Here is an 18,307-nt window from a genome sequence, read left to right on the forward strand (position 1 = left end):
TACTGTGAATCTAACACGAAGAAAGAAGGTGGATTTATCATTTTATCAGTCAAAAACCTTTCTGTCACATATGGCAATAAACAAGCCGTGAAAGGTTTATCATTCACTGTTAAGCAAGGAGAAGTGTTCGGTTTATTAGGTGCAAATGGTGCTGGAAAGTCAACGAGTATAACAGCCATTTTAGGTATTGAAAAGAGTACAAGCGAGGAGCTTCTTTTATTAGGTCAATCACCTTTTATCAATCGAAAGCAAGTTTTCGAGCAAGTAGGTGTACAATTCCAAGAAACAAATTTCCCCGATAAAATGACAGTCGAGGAAGCTTGTGTCCAATGGAAATCACTCTATAGGCAGCCTACCGATTATAAACCTTTGTTAACAACATTCGGTTTACAAGACAAAACGAACCAACTCATTAAATCCTTATCTGGTGGCGAGAAACAACGGCTTGCTGTTTTATTGGCACTCTTACCTAATCCAAAGCTCGTTTTTCTTGATGAGCTCACAACTGGGCTTGATACAAAAGCACGAAAAATGCTATGGAAGCAATTACTTCTCATGAAAGAAAAAGGATTATCCATCATCTTAACCTCTCATTACATGGATGAAGTAGAAGCGCTCTGTGACTATTTACTAATCTTAAAAAACGGTGAAACGATTGTGAACGGAACCATAGAAGACGTCATTCAAAAAAGTGGACAAAGCTCTTTAGAAGCAGCATATTTACATTTCGTTGGTGAGGAGGAATGGATATGAGTTTATTTTGGACGATGCTAAAAATCGAAGGAAAATTAGTATGGAGAGGTTTAGATATTCTCATCTTCGGCATACTTTTTCCAATTATACTTTCTGTACTATTTGGCTATCTTATGAGCAACAATCCAACTGATAATGGAACATCTATGTTTGAATTATCATATCCTGCTGTTGTTACAATCGGTGTTTTGGCGACGGGTGTCATGGGTGTCCCTTTAACGATTGCCTATTATCGTAATCGTGGCATTTTAAAACGATTTCAAGTTACTCCAGCATCACCTTTACACATTTTATTAGCACAAGGCTTTATACAGTTTGTAGCAGCTATTGTTTCATTAATTGGAGTGACGCTCGTCTATACAGGATTGTTCAATTATGACATGCAAGGTTCTTGGGCATTATTCCTATGTGCTTATTTATTCGTATTAATCGCTATGTACAGTATCGGGATTTTGATTGGAAGTATCGTTCCAGATCAAAAGTCAGCTAATCTTTGGAGTTCTATTGTCTATTTCTCCATGCTACTGTTTTCCGGAGCGACCATTCCATATGAAATCATGCCAATCTTTGTTCAAAAAATCATGGATTTACTCCCGCTATCACAGGGTATCCATTTAATGAAACAACAATCAATAGGAGAGCCTATTAGTAGTTCTCTTTTTGCTGTCACTGTTTTGAGTATTTGCATTATAGTAGGATTAGGATTAGCAAAGAAATTCTTCAAATGGAAGTAGAGGATTAATGAATGTATTTAACAACCGAAGTTGCTAAGCAAGTAAACATTCATCCAAATACAGTTAGACTTTACGAGGAATGGGGCTACATTTCCCCTGCACCTCGTTCTTCTAGTGGCTATCGTATGTTTTCGGATGTTCATTTATTTCAGCTCCAAGTGATTCGAACGGCTTTTCGCTGTGAAATTTGCCTGGGAAATATTCGTGCAAAAGCACGTGCCATCATTCGAGCGAGTGGCAACGAAGATTTTGATTTAGCTTACCAGCTTTCTAAGAGCTACTTAACTCATTTACAGAAAGAATATGCTCATGCCTTAGAAGCAATTGCTATTGTAGAAGAGTGGCTTGATGGTAGAGTAGTAACTTCTACCCAAACATACTCTAGAAAAGAAGCAGCACGAGCATTGGAAGTAACTCCTGAAGTGGTTCGAAACTGGGAAAGAAACGGCTTATTAATAGTCCCTCGCCTTGCCAATGGTTATCGAGCTTATACCGAGAATGAAATTAACACTATGAAAATCATCCGAACGTTACGAACGGCACACTATTCAATGAGTGCGATTCTTCGACTATTAAATAAGACTGAGCAATCGAAGATTTTAAACGTGAAAGACGTATTAGATACACCTGGTGATCATGAGGATATTATTAGCGTGACCGACCGACTCACACATTCGCTTGAAGAAGGCATTGAATCTGCTCATGAATTAATTCGACTTTTGAAACCTAAATCAAAAGAAAGCATGGATATACGTAAAGACTAATAACTACCTTTACGTCTCATCCATGCTTTTTTTATATACTACCTATGATAATCGCTCTTTAAAATCTTGGTAACCGAACGAGCGAACGATACGACAGTCACCACTTTTGTCTTTAATTGCAATGGCTGGTAACGCCATGCCATTAAAAGTATTATTCTTCACCATTGAGTAAATCGCCATATCACCGAAAACAAGACGATCACCACTCTCTAACGGTTTATCGAAGGAATAGTCACCAATCACATCACCAGTTAAACAAGTCGGACCACCTAATCGGTACGTATATGGTTTCTCATTCACTTCGCAAGAGCCAAGCAATGGTGGGAGATAAGGTACTTCTAACACATCTGGCATATGGCAAGAAGCAGATGTATCTACAATGGCAATATCCATTTCGTTTTGTAATGTATCTAACACTGTCGTTACAAGGAAGCCAGCATTTAAAGCAATAGCTTCACCTGGTTCAAGATACACAACCAATCCGTATGTCTCTTGCATACGTTTGATGCACGCTTCAAGCAACGGGATATCATAGCCTTCTTTCGTAATATGATGACCGCCACCTAAGTTAATCCACTCCAGCTCGTGAAGATACTGTCCAAATTTCTCTTCCACAGCATCAAGCGTTGTGGCTAGTGCATCAGCACCTTGCTCGCACAATGTATGAAAATGCAAACCAGAGATCATATGAAGCATGTCAGGACGGAAATGTTTTAACGTGACACCAAATCGTGAGCCTGCCACACAAGGGTCATACATACCATGACCAACTTGCGTCGAGCATTCAGGATTAATGCGCACACCAATGCTTTTACCCGCTTGCTGTGCTTTCTCGCCAAACTTCTCTAGCTGTGAGAAGGAATTAAACACAATATGATCAGAAATAGCCAGGATTTCATCAATTTCATCCTCACGGTAGGCTGGGGAAAAGACATGATTTTCTTTCCCCATTTCCTCATAGCCAAGGCGAGCCTCATATAACCCGCTAGCTGCCGTTCCGCTCAAATACTTGCTGATAAGTGGATAAGTTGCATACATTGAAAAAGCTTTTTGCGCTAGAAGAATCTTACACCCTGTACGTTCCATGACTCCGTTTAAGATTTTTAGATTCTTTTCTAGCAGTTCCTCATCCACTACATAGCAAGGAGTCGGTAATTCCTCGAATCCCATTAATCGACAAGCTCCGGATCAAAGCTTTCTTTCCATGGTAATCCCCATTTATTCAATGCTTCCATGAATGGATCCGGATCGAATTCTTCAATATTATATACGCCTGCTCTATTCCATTGTCCTGTCATAACCATCATTGCACCAATCATAGCTGGTACACCAGTTGTGTAAGAAATAGCTTGTGAGCCCACTTCTTTAAAGCACTCTTCATGGTCACACACATTATATACATAATATGTTTTGTCTTGACCATCTTTCTTACCACGGAAAATACAGCCGATATTTGTTTTCCCTTTCGTACGTGGTCCAAGAGAAGCTGGATCAGGTAATACTGCTTTCAAAAATTGAAGTGGAATGATTTCTTTTCCTTCATACATGATTGGTTCGATAGATGTCATTCCTACATTTTCAAGACATTTCAAGTGCGTTAAATAGCTTTGACCAAATGTCATGAAGAAACGAATTTGTTTTAAACCAGGAACGTTTACTGCAAGTGATTCAAGCTCTTCATGGTATAACAAGTACATATCCTTCTCGCCAACTTCAGGGAAATTATATACGCGCTTAATTTCCATTGGTTGTGTTTCTATCCACTCGCCTTCTTTCCAGTAACGACCGTTCGCAGATACTTCACGAATATTGATTTCAGGATTGAAATTCGTAGCGAAAGGATAGCCATGATCACCTGCGTTACAGTCTAAAATATCGATATATTCAATTTCATCAAAATAATGCTTTAACGCATATGCAGAGAATACACCCGTTACTCCTGGGTCAAAGCCACTTCCTAAAAGTGCCGTGATGCCAGCTTCTTCAAAACGCTCGCGGTATTCCCATTGCCATTTATACTCGAATTTCGCTGTATCTTCTGGCTCATAGTTTGCTGTATCCATATAATGAGTCTTCGTTGCTAGACATGCGTCCATGATTGTAAGGTCTTGATATGGTAACGCAAGATTCATAACAATATCAGGTTTTACTTCTTCAATTAACGCAATAAGCTCATCCACATTATCTGCATCAACTTGCGCTGTTGTAATCTTAGTATTACCACCGTCAAGCTTTGCTTTTAAAGCATCACATTTTGATTTAGTACGACTTGCAATGCAGATTTCTTCAAATACTTCACTGTTTTGTACACATTTATGAATAGCTACAGAAGCTACTCCCCCACAACCAATAATAAGCGCTTTTCCCATAATTCTATCTCCTATCTCAAATTATTTATTTAGAGCCAACAAAAATTCTCTAACAACCTTACAAGCAGTAGCTGTTGAAATCCCGCTAGCATCGTATGTTGGTGACAATTCATTCACATCACAACCAACTACATTCGCGTTACCACACACAGTGAAAATCGCATCAATCAATTCTGGAAAAGTAACACCACCAGCTTCCGGTGTACCCGTTCCTGGAAAAACAGATGGATCGAGTACATCAAGGTCTATCGTCACATATACAGGCTTATCACCAATTTCTTTTACGATGTTTTGGAGCCCTTCAAAGTTGAATTTATTCGTAAACACATGACCATCGTCACTCCATTCAAATTCAGAGCGATCACCAGAACGTATACCAAATTGGAAGATACGTCCGTCACCAAGAATATCGTGACAGCGACGAATTACAGATGCATGTGATAACTTTTCACCTAGATAATCATCACGTAAATCTGTATGTGCATCGAATTGAATAATATGCAAATCTGGAAATTTCTTCGCTATTGCACGAACAGTTCCAAGCGTCACAAGATGCTCGCCACCTATCATGAAAGGTAACTTTCCATCTTCTAAAATTTTGCTAGTGCACTCTTCAATATCACCAAGTACCCTCTCAGGATTTCCAAAGCAAAGCTCTAGGTCACCACTGTCAAAAACAGAGATATCCATTAAATCTTTATTTTGATAAGGACTATATGTTTCCAATCCAAAAGATTCAGAACGAATCGCTGAAGGACCGAAGCGTGTTCCTGGACGGAAAGATGTCGTTCCATCGAACGGAGCACCGAACAAGACGATATTGGCATCTTCATATGCCACCTCACATCCTATGAACGTTTGGACATTTTTATTCAACATCACGCAACAACTCCTCTACGTAAGTAGGTAAGGAAAACGCACCCATGTGCAGCTTCGGATTATAATAACGAGTCTTAATTCCGAGCTTATTCCATGCCTCATTTCTCAAATCATGTTTAGGATGATACTTCTTAGACGCAAATCCAAACAACCAATGTCCTGATGGATAGGTCGGAATATGTGCCTGATACACATAGCTAATCGGAAAACTTTCAACAATTCGCTTATGTGCTCGTTGCATAGCTGCAACATCCTCTGTATAAAAAGGACTTTCATGCTGATTCACCATAATGCCATCCTCATGGAGTGCTTTAAAACAACTACCATAAAACTCCTTTGTGAATAATCCTTCACCTGGACCAAACGGGTCGGTTGAATCAACGATGATTAAATCATATTTATTTTCACAAGAACGGATGAACTTCACGCCATCCTCGTAATAAATGTGTACTCGCGGATCATCGAAGCTACAAGCCGTCTGTGGCAAATGTGTTTTACATACATCAATGACCATTGCATCGATTTCCACTAAGTCAATATGCTCCACTTGTGAATATTGCGTTAGCTCTCGGACAACACCACCATCGCCTGCACCAATAATCAGTACGTTGCGCGGATTTGGATGTACCGCCATCGGTACGTGTGTAATCATCTCATGATAGATGAACTCATCCTTTTCGGTAAGCATCATGTAACCGTCCAAGGTCAAGAAACGTCCAAACTCTTGCGATTCAAACACATCAATACGTTGGAAATCACTTTGAGCACTATAAAGTTGTTTATCGACCTTAATGGATAATTTCACATTAGGTGTATGGCATTCGCTAAACCATAATTCCATCTTGTCACACTCCCTTTATTACATTTAGCCTTTCAATATCCAGGTCTTCTGGTCCTGTCATTGAGCAGCCTTTTTCTTTGGCATATTCGATATAAGTAATAATGTCCTCTGTAATTCGTTCACCTGGTGCAAGAATTGGAATTCCTGGCGGATAGCACATGACAAACTCGCTACATACCCTTCCTACCGTCTCACGAATCGGCAATGATTCCTTTTCGGCATAAAATGCGAACTGTGGTGTCGTAACCACCTCAGGGTCAATATACTCCTGTGTGACAAGACTGGATTTATCTATGCCAAATCGACGGCGAATTTCTGCGAGCGCACTAATTAAACGTTCCACATCTTGTTTACGATCCCCCACTGATACGTAAGCAAGAATATTGCCAATGTCCCCAAACTCAATTTGAATATCATATTCATCACGCAAAAGGTCATATACCTCAATTCCTGCTAGACCAATGTCTAGCGTATGAACCGAAAGCTTCGTCACATCAAAGTCATAAATACTATCGCCATTGATTAGCTCTTTTGAAAAAGCATAATAATCACCAATTTTATTAATTTCACTACGCACATACTCCGCTAGTTCTTTTACTTCCCTGAATATTCGCTCTCCATTTAATGCAAGATTGCGACGAGAAAGATCAAGACTAGAAAGCAATAAATACGAAGCACTAGTCGTCTGCGTTAAATTAACAATTTGTCGTGCATAACCCACATTTACAGCAGGTCCCATTAGCATAAAAGAGCTTTGTGTTAAGCTACCTCCCGATTTATGCATGCTCACAGCAGCCATATCCGCTCCTGCTTCCATCGCAGATACTGGAAGATCTTTTCCAAAAGACAAATGCGTCCCATGCGCTTCATCAACTAAAATGAGCATGTTGTGCTTATGAGCTAGCTGTACAATACTTCGCAAATCGGAACAAATCCCATAATAAGTTGGATTATTCACTAAAATCGCCTTAGACTCAGGGTTTTCTTTAATCGCTTTTTCCACCTGACTCAGCGACATCCCAAGTGCAATCCCAAGTCGTTTATCCATCTCTGGATTCACGTACACTGGTTCTGCTCCACAAAGTACGAGTGCATTAATCACACTGCGGTGAACGTTGCGTGGGAGAATGATTTTATCTCCTTGTTTACAAGCAGTTTGTACCATAGCCTGCACGGCCGATGTTGTACCATTGACCATAAAGAAAGCATTTGCCGCTCCAAAAGCCTGTGCCGCTAATTGTTCTGCTTCTCTAATAACTGATACGGGATGGCAAAGATTATCTAAAGGTTTCATAGAGTTAACGTCTATGCTGACACATCGCTCGCCTAAAAAAGCCGCTAATTCTGGATTGCCCCTTCCTCGTTTATGACCTGGAACATCGAAGGGTACAACTCTTTTTTTCTTAAACTGTTCCAAAGCTTCATAAATGGGCGCGCTTTTTTGAGAAGAACAATATGGTGTATCTTTTGTATCCAATTAGTAAACCTCCATTCCACTGAATATTTCGATCATTTCACGCCGCAAACTGTTACTAATATCAAGTCGCGTTTGAGGAGCTAACTCATATACATCCGTGTTAAAAAGATAGTTTTGCAGATCAATTTCCTTGATTAGCATTTTCGTATGAAATATGTTGGACTGATAAACATTTACATCCATAGCATCGTAGCGTTTTAATGTATTGGTATCAATGTAATCCTGAATAGAGGTAATCTTATGGTCCATATACAGCTTTTTACCTTCAACATTGCGAGTAAAGCCACGTACTCGATAATCCATTGTAATAATATCTGAATCAAAACTACCAATCAGGTAATCTAAGGTCGAAAGAGGTGTAATCTCTCCACATGTCGCCACATCAATATCTACTCGAAAAGTAGCAAGACTGTTAGCAGGATGGTATTCAGGGTACGTATGGACTGTTACATGACTTTTATCCAAATGTCCCAGTACCGTATCACTTTTGATAGATGGTATCTTTTCTTCTGCAATCAAGCACGTCACACTTGCACCTTGTGGATCATAATCCTGTTTAGCGATATTTAATACTTGGGCTCCTATCATCTCGGTGACATGTATCAATATATCGGTCAATCGGTCTGAATTGTATTGCTCATCAATATACTCAATGTAGTTCTTTTGCTCGCGGGGAGTTTTTGCATAACATACATCGTATATATTAAAGCTCAATGATTTCGTTAAATTATTAAAGCCGTAAAGTTTAAGCTTGTTCTCCACGTCCCATCCCACCTCAAAAATGACAATAAAAAAAGCAAGTAAATGTCGCATAAATAGCGCATCACTTGCTTGTTAGATATAAAGGCATAATTAAAAAACATAACGTAATAAACTAGACACTCGTTTTGTAAAGATCTCAAAGGATCATAACGACGTCTAATGACAGAAAGCTTTTCAATATCCAAATATACCTGAATAGGTTTCCTAGAGTCTATATAGCAAATAATTACTTTTACTACTCTTATTGACCGTTTCACAAGTTGATGTGCGCTTGCACGCATCGGTTATAAAGTAACCAACTTATAAAATTTGAGCTTCTAACTCAATCAATAAGGCAACGAAGTTGCCAATCGGCATTTGACCCGGCTGTCCGTATGGCCTTGACTTCCCATTTTGGTGGGTAAGTGGTCAAAAACTTATTTGCTTGGAAAGACCCTTATCTGAACATTTGCTTTCCAAAAATAATTTCTTAGATATATTAACAGCTTAAGGAAAAATTGGCAATAAAAAATTATAAATTAATTTAATTTTTTGTTTTTTCTTAACAACCTCCCGCTTCTTATTTCGATATATACATATTTTTAAAATTTTCTTAATATTCATTTACATCCCCTTAATACCACATCAATAATTTGGTTTTATATTGAACTTATAAGAAAAAAATTATAAAAAACGGGGGAAAACCATGAAAAGCCACATTACTAAAACATGTGTTGCATTATCAGCAGCCTTCATGTTAGCTGCTTGCAGTCAAGAAACAGACAAAGCTTCCACAAAAGAAAACAGTTCAAACAAACTATCAGGAGAACTAACCATTTACACAGCCATAGAAGAAGAATTAATTCCACAGTATTTGGAATCATTCGAGAAAGAATATCCAAATATCGACTTAAACATTGTCAGAGATTCTACAGGAATCATCACTGCTAAATTACTTGCTGAAGGCAAGAATACGGAAGCTGATGTTGTTTGGGGAACAGCTGCATCTAGCTTACTAGCACTAGATAAGAAAGATATGCTGGAAGGCTATACCCCAAAGGACAGCGAGAAAATACTTCCTCAGTATAAAGACAGCTCACAACCTGAGAAATGGGTTGGTAACACAGCTTTTATGACCGGAGTCATAGTCAATACTAAAGAGTTAGAGAAAAAAGGACTCGACATCCCTAAAACATACGAGGATTTATTAAAACCTGAATATAAAGGACTTATTGTAATGCCTCACCCTGCTTCCTCAGGAACTGGATTCTTAACCGTTTCCGCTTGGTTGCAAATGATGGGTGAAGAAAAAGGCTGGGCGTATATGGATCAATTACATAAGAACGTTGGAACATACACACATTCTGGCTCCAAACCTACCAAACTAGCGGCAGCTGGTGAATATCCAATCGGTATTTCACTCGTTTACACAGGAGTGAAGCAAAAAGAAGAAGGTGCTCCAATTGAAGTCATCCTGCCAGAAGAAGGTCTTGGTTGGGAAGTAGAAGCGAATGCTTTAATTAAAAAAGAAAACCATGAAAGTGACGAGCTAGCAAAAGTATTCCTCGATTGGGCTATAACAGATGACGTTATGAAGAAGTATTACGAAGCAAATGGTTTCTCTACCATGAAAAATAACTTTGAGAAACTGGCAAATTTCCCAGATGTAGCGGACAAAATGTACGTAAATAATGACTTTACATGGGCTGCTGAATCTCGAAATAGCATTCTAGAAAAATGGGAAAATAAATACGGAAAAAAAGCAGAACCGAAAGAATAAAATTCTACTCTCTCGAAAAGGAGTGCTTAACATTGGCTGATCCTTATTTAAAAATTAACTGCATCCACAAACAGTTTGGTTCATTTACCGCTTTACAGGACATTTCAATTGATATTCACAAAAATGAATTTGTTTGTTTACTAGGACCAAGCGGATGTGGAAAAACAACGTTACTTCGCATTGTTGCTGGATTAGAAGAAGCTACGTCAGGAAATATTTTATTAAATGGACAAGACATTTCGAAATTGCCACCAGCTAAACGCAACTTCGGGATTGTCTTTCAATCATATGCCCTTTTTCCGAATTTGACAGCGCTGCAAAATATCGAATTTGGACTAAAAGCTCGAAAAAGAAGCAAAAAAGAAGCAAAAGAAATTGCATTAGAAACACTTGCGCTCGTCGACTTATTGCATCATAAAGATAAATATCCCGCTCAGCTGTCTGGTGGTCAGCAACAAAGAGTTGCTCTTGCGCGAGCTATTTCACTATCACCTGATTTTTTATTACTAGATGAACCACTTTCAGCTCTAGACGCGAAGGTACGTGAAAAACTACGTCGTGAAATTCGAACAATTCAAGAAAAGCTTCAAATCACAACGATTATGGTTACTCACGACCAGGATGAAGCTTTATCAATGGCTGATAAAATTGTCGTCATGAATAACGCTGAAGTTATGCAAGTTGGAACGCCACAAGAAGTGTATCAAACACCTGCAAATCCATTCATTGCAGATTTTATTGGGTCTATAAACTTTTGGGAAGATGCGCAAACACTCAAAACTCAGCGTGCCATTCGTCCAGAACATATACGATTATCAAATCAAGAAGGTATTTTTGCAAAAGTAGAAGAAATGGAGTTTCGCGGTCCCATTTATCGAATCCAATTCAAGATTTTAGATCAATCATCTGATTTATACGGTAAATGCATTAAAGTAGATGTTTCTATTCAAGAGGTGCATACCTTTAATCTCTCTAGAGATGCGACCATCTATATCTCATTACTAGCAGAAAGAATCCTTACTTATAAGGAACAGGTGGTTGTTTAATATGGAAGTCATTCGTAAGACAAATCGCGTGGGATTCATGAACAGAATAAATCAAGAAACATGGCTTCAACGTGCTCTTTTACTCTCTATTATTCTCGTTTTCCTTGCCATATTAGTCTTACCGCTAGCCACATTATTTATAAAAGCCTTTCAAAATGAAGAAGGTGTATGGATTGGTTTAGCAAACTTTATCCAATACTTTTCAACACCTTCTTTAGTTCAATCGTTGCAAAATACGCTATTTGTCTCATCCATGACCACGTTCATTTCTGTGACAATGGCATTCACTTATGCTTATTGTTTAATACGGACCAATATAAAAGGAAAAATGTTTTTTCACTTTGTCGCACTCTTACCTTTATTTGCTCCAACGATGATGCATGGGATTGCACTTATGTATTTGTTCGGCAATCAAGGGCTTATTACAACAGGTTTTTTTGGTTCCCTTCCTGGCTTTCACGTGGAGCTATACGGGCCTGTTGGAATTATTATGGCAGAGGTAATTTATACATTCCCACAAGCCTTTTTAATTATGCTTATTGCATTAAAAGGATCGGATTACAGATTGTATGAAGCAGCAAACACATTAGGTGTTCACAAAGTAAAGCAGTTCACATCCATAACCCTACCTAATGTGAAATATGGTTTAATTAGCGCCATTTTTGTTGTATTTTCACTCAGCTTCACAGATTATGGAGCTCCAAAAGTAGTTGGAGGACAATACAATGTTCTAGCTACCGACGTATACAAGCAAGTAATTGGTCAACAAAAAATGGAGATGGGCGCTACGGTAGGAATTATTCTTATCATACCCGCACTAGTAGCCTTCCTCGTCGATCAAATCGCGCAACGGAAGCAAGGAAGTCTCATCTCTTCCAAATCAGTACCTTATCGCATTAAGAAGAATCATAGAAGAGATGTGTTTTCCTTTGCCTTTTGTTTCATGGTAGCAGCCAGTGTTCTAGCGATATTCGCAGCGGTTATTTTAGCTGCTAGCGTAAAAGTATGGCCATACGATATGGGTCTAACGTGGAAACACTTCGAATTAAAAAGCTACACAGGTGATGGATTAACAGCTTACAAAAATAGTTTACTAGCTGCAGCTCTAACTGCGATATTTGGAACGATTTTTACGTTCATATCTGCGTATGGCATTGAAAAGATTAGAAAAATGGTTGGTATAAGAAAGCTAGGAAACTTATTCTCCATCCTACCACTTGCCGTACCCGGTCTTGTTATCGGTCTAAGTTATGTGTTCTTTTTTAGCCAGCCTGAATGGAATCTATTTGGATGGACTCTTTCCAATCCATTGAATTTCTTATACGGCACCGTCGCTATTATCGTCATTGCGAATATTTTACATTTTTATTCCGTCGCTTATGTAACAGCTACAACGGCGCTCAAAAAGCTAGATCGCGAATTCGAGTTTGTATCAGAATCCATGGGAATTCCTTTCTATAAAACGTTTTGGAAAATCACATTACCTATGTGTTTGCCCGCTGTTTTAGAAATGACGATGTACTTCTTTGTTAATTCAATGGTTACGATATCAGCCGTCATTTTCTTATACACCGCTGATTTTAAACTGGCTGCAATCTCAATTGTAAATATGGATGATGCGGGCAACTTAGCCTCCGCTGCAGCAATGAGTGTATTAGTGATTGCTACAAATATTGTTGTAAGAATGTTGTATGAATGGGTAACAAAAATTCTCCTTAAGAAATATGGAAAGTGGCAAAGTAACTCTTAAAAATAGATGAATCTCAACTAAAAGGAGCGAATAACAATGAAAGTATTTTGTTTAGGTGGAGCAGGTAAAATTTGTCGTGAAGCAATTTTAGATTTAGTAAAATACTCTTCTTTCGAACAAATTACCGTAGGAGATTTTAATGAAGAAGAAGGTCGTAAAGTAGTCGAATGGTTAAATGATCCTCGCGTAGATTTTATAAAAGTAAATGTATTTAACCATGAAGAAACAGTCAAGCAAATGCGTGGATACGATATCGTTATGGATGGAACGACGATTACATTAAACGGGTATTCAACAGCTTGTATTGCGGAAGCTGGCTGTCATGGTATTAACTTGAATGGCTTTGGGGAAGAAGACCGCTCACATGATGTGTTCATAGAACATGGAAAAACATGCTTACCAGGCTTCGGCATGACTCCTGGCTTAACGCAAATGATGGCGATGCATGCTGCGAACCAATTAGATACCATTCATTCAGTGCGTGTAAGTCATGGTTCTTATCGTCCAATTGCCTTTTCTAAATCTATCACCGAAACAACAACTTACGAATATGATCCCACACTACCGACTCGTGTGGTGTATGAAAAAGGCGAGTTTATCCAAGTCCCGCCTTTCGCTCGTCCAAGGGAAATTCAATTACCAGAACCATATGGCAAAGCTGTTCAATATATCATTCCCCACTCGGAAACAAAAACGCTTGCTAAAGCATTGCACAATAAAGATGTGCAGCTTATCGAAGTTCGTGGAACATGGCCGCAAGAAAACATGGAACTTGTTCGCGCTCTTTATAATTATGGTTTCTTAAAAAACGAAGAAATCATGATTAACGGGCAACCAATTGGTATCATGGATTGCATTAGCGAATATTTGTACCAATGTGACAAAGGTCAAACAACCGAGCTGTATGGATACGCTCTTCATGTCGAAGTAACAGGAACAAAAGATGGTAACCATTATCATCACACATTAACACATACACATCCTGCTTCAGATGGCTCCGTAGAAGGGTGGGAAGGATTACGAGCGTATACGCGAAATGTCGGTATACCAATGGCAATTGCAACTGAGATAATCGCCAAAGGATTGGTAGAAAATCAAGGTGTCATCATTCCAGAAGAAGCATTCCTTGATCCACAAGTTATTTTTACAGAACTAGCTAAACGTGATATATTTGTCCAAGAAAAAATCGAAAAATTACAAACTTTAGAAGATTTCATATTAGCTTAACACACAAGGGGCAAAGATTATGTCAGTATTGGCTGAAGAACGAAAACGGATTATCATTGAAATGATTGCAAGAAAAGGCAAAGTAAAAGTAAATGATTTAGCGCAAAACTTTGAAGTTTCTACAGAGACCATCCGTCGTTATTTAGAGGATTTAGAAAGTGAAAATAAACTCAAAAAAGTTTATGGCGGTGCAATCAAAGTTAAAGTAGATGAAGAACCACCTATGTTCGAACGCAATATTCTACGAATCGAAGAAAAAAAACGAATTGGCACAAAAGCCGTCTCCTTTATTCAAAAAGACGATATTATTTTTATAGATGAAGGCAGTACAACCATTCAGATGGCTCATTCATTAACCCACTTATCAAATGTGACGGTTATTACCAATTCATTTCCTTTCGTTGCATTACTAATGAAATATGAGAACAACAGCCTTTTTACAGGAGACATTATTTTTCTAGGTGGTCATGTAAATAGTAACCATTTTCGTGCATCAGGCTCTTTAGCCGAACAAATGGCAAAAGATTTCTACGTAAACAAAGCCTTTATTTCCATAGACGGTATTCACCCTGACTTAGGCATCACAAGCTTTGATTTAGAAAAATGTATGCTATCGAAAATGTTCATGCAAAACTGTGACAAAGCCTATATCCTTACTGATTATTCTAAGTTACATATAAAAGCAACGTGTAAGATTGGGACACTAACAGACCAAAACACTTTCATTATTTCGGATGTCCCTCAACCAGTAGAATGGAATAATTGTAACTTAAATTGGATTTCATGTTAAAAAGACAGGCAAGTTCATAACGATGAACTTGCCTGTCTTTTATTCTATTAATAAACTACTTCTATCAATCAGCAGATCTTTTGATGTAATAGAAATATTCACATCAAAGTCCTTATTATATATTACTAGTTCTCTTCTTACGCTTAACTTGAGGTAGTTGTGGCAATATTAGAGCCATAAGTATTAGAAGCACGCCCATCCACTGAACGCCAGATACGTCTTCTTTCAGCACAAACATCGATAACAGAATAACAACTGGTAACTCAGCGGCCCCTAATATAGTAGCCAAGCCCGTACCGATTTTCGGAACGCCAGCAGCAAATAAGATCGGAGGTATAACCAACCCGAAAAAGCCAAGGAGTATACCATATTTCGCAAGACCCGTTACAGTTTCTATATGTAATAGAAAGGTAGGTGGAAAAACAATAGCAACTGCTATTAAAGCACCCGTCCCGATGTAATAACCCTTCGTAATACTTTGGAGATTAGGAGCAATAGCGCCATTAAAATAAATGGAAAAAGCGTAAGACACTGCTGAAATCAATCCGAATATTACGCCTGTTGCATTCCATTCTGCTTTACTACCAATTAACCCACCAGCTAAAGCTGTACCAAATAAAATGATAACAATCGTTATTATTTTTACGAGACTTGGAGGTTTTTTCATTGTAATACTTTCTAATAATAAGCCAATCCACGTAAATTGAAATAATAAAATAATGCCTAATGATGCAGATACGTGTGATAGTGAAATATTATAAGTAATACTTGTTACAGCCGTCATGATACCTGCCAGTAATAGCTGTATCTTTTCTTTTTTCGTTGTTGAAACACCCTTTTTCAACATAATGGCACTCATCATTAGCCAGCCAAAAATATATTGTGCTAAAACAACTTCATGAGGCTGATACCCCTCTCCATAAGCCAGTTTGACAATTGTAGATAAAACACCAAAACTACAAGAGCCTAGAAAAACATATATTGCGTATTTCATTTTGCCCCTCATTTCATGCTAAAAAGCCCATTTATACGAGATATATTATACGGTCTTCAAAATAAAAAGCATAGTATCCGCATTATGCTTTTCATACTCTCATTACAAAAAAACACGAAAAGCCGAATCCATAAAGATTCGACAGGCTAATCTAATTCCTGCTATATTTTTATGTTTCATGCGTCCATGTGACAGATTCTCCTGTAGTCGGGCAGCTCGGGAATTTTTCTCCTTGCTGTAACACTACATGTTCGCCATCTGCATCTATATAATGACCGGATTCCATAACTGTTTCTCCTGTTCGGTGCGAATGACTAGCATGGGCCCAAGTCGTATCACCATTTGTTGAAGGGCAGTTTGGAAATGTATCACCCTGTCTTAGTACTTGTGTTTCTCCAGTAGAACAAATATACGTCCCTGTTTCTGAAACAATGTCACCTGTATGATGATGATCTTTAAAGTGAGTCATAAAAAAAGCCTCCTGTTTGGTATTTTTACCTTTTTTAGCTTTCTCTCTGACCACTTAAATTATTCGATTCTTTCATTGAGCGAGACATGCTTCGTTTATCGTATTTACAAATTAAATATATTTATAAATAAAAATACGATAAATGGAAGTAACAATGCAGGTAATAAATTTAATGTTTTGAACTTTTTAATCCCCAAAATACTTAAACCTGTACTTAAAATCAATACCCCACCTACAATAGAGATTTCAGCCAGTAAGTCAGCTGTTAAGAAGTTCTCTATAAATTTAGCTCCTACATAAAAGAAGCCTTGCCACAAGAATAATACAATGGCAGCAGCGGAAATGCCAAAACCAAAAGTTGACGCTAAAACAATGGAAGTAATACCATCTAGTATGCCATTAGTAATTAAATATGTATAATTACCTTTCAAAGCCGCTTCCACAGGACCTAAAATAGATAATGATCCTATACAAAATAAAAGGATAGCCGTAGATAAGCCTTCTGCTAAATTCCCTTTTGAAAACTTATTAACAATTTCATTAAATCTTCGATCAAAATTGAGCTTTTGTCCAACTAACCCACCTATTGCGAGGCTCACAATAAAAAGAACTGGATAATTACTAGAAGGTAAATATTGAACAATCGCATTTATGCCTAGAGCCATCGCAGCCAGCCCCATCGCTTGCATAAGCGCTTCCTGATATTCATCCTTAATTCCTTTTTTAAACAAACTACCAATTGTACTCCCTGCGAGAATCATTATGCAATTAAATAATGTTCCAATCATCTTGACTCTCTCCTTACAAAATACTAAAGAAATAATAAACCCTCTAGTTACTAGAGGGTCAATGATTTTGTGATTGGAATTTGAATTTCCGTTACGAATTTACTCTTATCATTTGTAAATCCATAATCAATTAACGTAATTTCTATTGCATCATCTACTATTTCATATTGATTCTTCTCTATGTAATCAATAAGCTGGTCATAATAAGGACTTGCATCTTCATGTGTCCCTTCAAAACGAATCGACAGGTAGATTCCTTTAGATAATGTTCTCGCTTCTGAATAACGATACGATTCTGCATCTACAATGATAAATATAGAATTGTATTCATTAAACATTCGTTTTTTTAAGTTATCAGCTGCAATCGAAAATCCAACCTTCCCTAAAAATACAGCTGATTTCATATTTGCATTGTTTTCAAGTACACGAATTAACATTTCAAAATCATTCTTCATATAAATATTTTGCTTTAAATAAACAACGACACGTTCAGGTAATTCATGCTCACGAATGCGATATAATACATCCTGATGAGTGGCATCTTTGATTTGTTCGATTCGTTTGTCTATCTTCCGTTGAACTTGAGAGATTTCATACAGCCTTTTCTCTGTTTCTATTTTTTGTTTTTCTAGAAGAAATAAAATATTATCAACATCCCGATTCTCCAAAAACTCTTTAATATCCTTCAGTGGAACATGAAGAGATTTTAAATAAAGAATGGTATTTAATTGTTCGAATTGGTCGATTGTATAGTATCTATATCCATTATGTTCATCTACATATTTAGGCTTAAACAAATGGATTTTATCATAATATCTTAGTGTTCTAATATCTAATTGAAATAGCTTGGACACTTCACCTATTAAAAATGAATCTTTCATTATATTCACCTAAATCACCTTCAT

18 protein-coding genes are annotated in these 18,307 nt (G+C 37.7%); 8 read left to right on the forward strand and 10 right to left on the reverse strand.

The features are described from left to right. The first annotated feature begins 87 nt into the window (after positions 1–87). The 3 genes from TX86_RS23490 to TX86_RS23500 are packed head-to-tail and all read left to right on the forward strand — an operon-like array spanning position 88 to position 2,251. Positions 88–753 carry an ABC transporter ATP-binding protein gene (locus TX86_RS23490; protein ID WP_268258271.1) on the forward strand — a complete coding sequence of 222 codons (666 nt, stop codon included), beginning with the start codon at positions 88–90 and terminating at the stop codon, positions 751–753. Further along, the gene (locus tag TX86_RS23495) at positions 750–1,487 is read left to right on the forward strand and encodes an ABC transporter permease (RefSeq protein ID WP_042352649.1); all 738 of its coding nucleotides are present in this window, start codon (positions 750–752) and stop codon (positions 1,485–1,487) included. Before TX86_RS23490 ends, TX86_RS23495 begins: the two co-directional genes overlap by 4 nt. Before the next feature lie 11 nt (positions 1,488–1,498). Further along, positions 1,499–2,251, forward strand: a complete 753-nt coding sequence (locus TX86_RS23500) for a MerR family transcriptional regulator (protein ID WP_042352651.1) — start codon at positions 1,499–1,501, stop codon at positions 2,249–2,251. 42 nt (positions 2,252–2,293) lie between these two features. Here the strand turns inward: TX86_RS23500 and nspC are convergent, their stop codons facing one another. From nspC to speD, 6 genes are read right to left on the reverse strand one after another with little or no spacing between them, the layout of a single operon-like run. Then, positions 2,294–3,421: a carboxynorspermidine decarboxylase gene (gene nspC, locus TX86_RS23505; RefSeq protein ID WP_042352653.1), complete on the reverse strand. Its 1,128-nt coding sequence runs from the start codon at positions 3,419–3,421 to the stop codon at positions 2,294–2,296. Beyond that, a complete protein-coding gene (locus TX86_RS23510) occupies positions 3,421–4,620 on the reverse strand; it encodes a saccharopine dehydrogenase family protein (protein ID WP_042352654.1) in 1,200 nt (399 codons plus the stop codon). Before TX86_RS23510 ends, nspC begins: the two co-directional genes overlap by 1 nt. A 21-nt stretch (positions 4,621–4,641) precedes the next feature. Then, positions 4,642–5,499, reverse strand: coding sequence for an agmatinase (gene speB / locus TX86_RS23515; RefSeq protein ID WP_042352655.1), 858 nt, complete (start codon positions 5,497–5,499; stop codon positions 4,642–4,644). Next, on the reverse strand, positions 5,489–6,340 hold the full coding sequence (gene speE / locus TX86_RS23520) for a polyamine aminopropyltransferase (protein WP_042352656.1): 852 nt from the start codon (positions 6,338–6,340) through the stop codon (positions 5,489–5,491). Before speE ends, speB begins: the two co-directional genes overlap by 11 nt. Before the next feature lie 4 nt (positions 6,341–6,344). Further along, positions 6,345–7,817, reverse strand: coding sequence for an aminotransferase class I/II-fold pyridoxal phosphate-dependent enzyme (locus TX86_RS23525; protein WP_042352658.1), 1,473 nt, complete (start codon positions 7,815–7,817; stop codon positions 6,345–6,347). Further along, positions 7,818–8,579, reverse strand: a complete 762-nt coding sequence (speD, locus tag TX86_RS23530) for an adenosylmethionine decarboxylase (RefSeq protein ID WP_230203712.1) — start codon at positions 8,577–8,579, stop codon at positions 7,818–7,820. 685 nt (positions 8,580–9,264) lie between these two features. On the opposite strand from speD, the gene TX86_RS23535 reads away from it, so the two are divergent. From TX86_RS23535 to TX86_RS23555, 5 genes are read left to right on the forward strand one after another with little or no spacing between them, the layout of a single operon-like run. Beyond that, on the forward strand, positions 9,265–10,338 hold the full coding sequence (locus tag TX86_RS23535; protein WP_042352661.1) for a putative 2-aminoethylphosphonate ABC transporter substrate-binding protein: 1,074 nt from the start codon (positions 9,265–9,267) through the stop codon (positions 10,336–10,338). A gap of 32 nt (positions 10,339–10,370) precedes the next feature. After that, positions 10,371–11,384, forward strand: a complete 1,014-nt coding sequence (locus TX86_RS23540) for an ATP-binding cassette domain-containing protein (protein WP_042352662.1) — start codon at positions 10,371–10,373, stop codon at positions 11,382–11,384. A gap of 1 nt (position 11,385) precedes the next feature. Then, positions 11,386–13,134, forward strand: a complete 1,749-nt coding sequence (locus tag TX86_RS23545) for a putative 2-aminoethylphosphonate ABC transporter permease subunit (protein ID WP_042352663.1) — start codon at positions 11,386–11,388, stop codon at positions 13,132–13,134. Between the two features lie 36 nt (positions 13,135–13,170). Next, a complete protein-coding gene (locus TX86_RS23550; protein WP_042352664.1) occupies positions 13,171–14,361 on the forward strand; it encodes a saccharopine dehydrogenase family protein in 1,191 nt (396 codons plus the stop codon). A 19-nt stretch (positions 14,362–14,380) separates the two neighbouring features. Further along, the gene (locus TX86_RS23555; protein ID WP_042352665.1) at positions 14,381–15,151 is read left to right on the forward strand and encodes a DeoR/GlpR family DNA-binding transcription regulator; all 771 of its coding nucleotides are present in this window, start codon (positions 14,381–14,383) and stop codon (positions 15,149–15,151) included. Positions 15,152–15,266: 115 nt separating this feature from the next. On the opposite strand, the gene TX86_RS23560 is transcribed toward TX86_RS23555, so the two are convergent. The 4 genes from TX86_RS23560 to TX86_RS23575 form a co-directional block, all read right to left on the reverse strand. Further along, a complete protein-coding gene (locus tag TX86_RS23560) occupies positions 15,267–16,145 on the reverse strand; it encodes an EamA family transporter (protein WP_042352667.1) in 879 nt (292 codons plus the stop codon). Positions 16,146–16,314: 169 nt separating this feature from the next. Next, positions 16,315–16,614: a hypothetical protein gene (locus TX86_RS23565; RefSeq protein WP_042352668.1), complete on the reverse strand. Its 300-nt coding sequence runs from the start codon at positions 16,612–16,614 to the stop codon at positions 16,315–16,317. Between the two features lie 104 nt (positions 16,615–16,718). Further along, positions 16,719–17,402 carry a DUF554 domain-containing protein gene (locus tag TX86_RS23570; RefSeq protein ID WP_042352669.1) on the reverse strand — a complete coding sequence of 228 codons (684 nt, stop codon included), beginning with the start codon at positions 17,400–17,402 and terminating at the stop codon, positions 16,719–16,721. A gap of 50 nt (positions 17,403–17,452) precedes the next feature. Then, a complete protein-coding gene (locus TX86_RS23575) occupies positions 17,453–18,283 on the reverse strand; it encodes a MerR family transcriptional regulator (protein ID WP_042352671.1) in 831 nt (276 codons plus the stop codon). Positions 18,284–18,307 lie beyond the last annotated feature (24 nt).

The sequence above is a fragment of the Bacillus massiliigorillae genome (genome assembly GCF_000380245.2).
Lineage (GTDB): Bacteria > Bacillota > Bacilli > Bacillales > DSM-1321 > Bacillus_AD > Bacillus_AD massiliigorillae.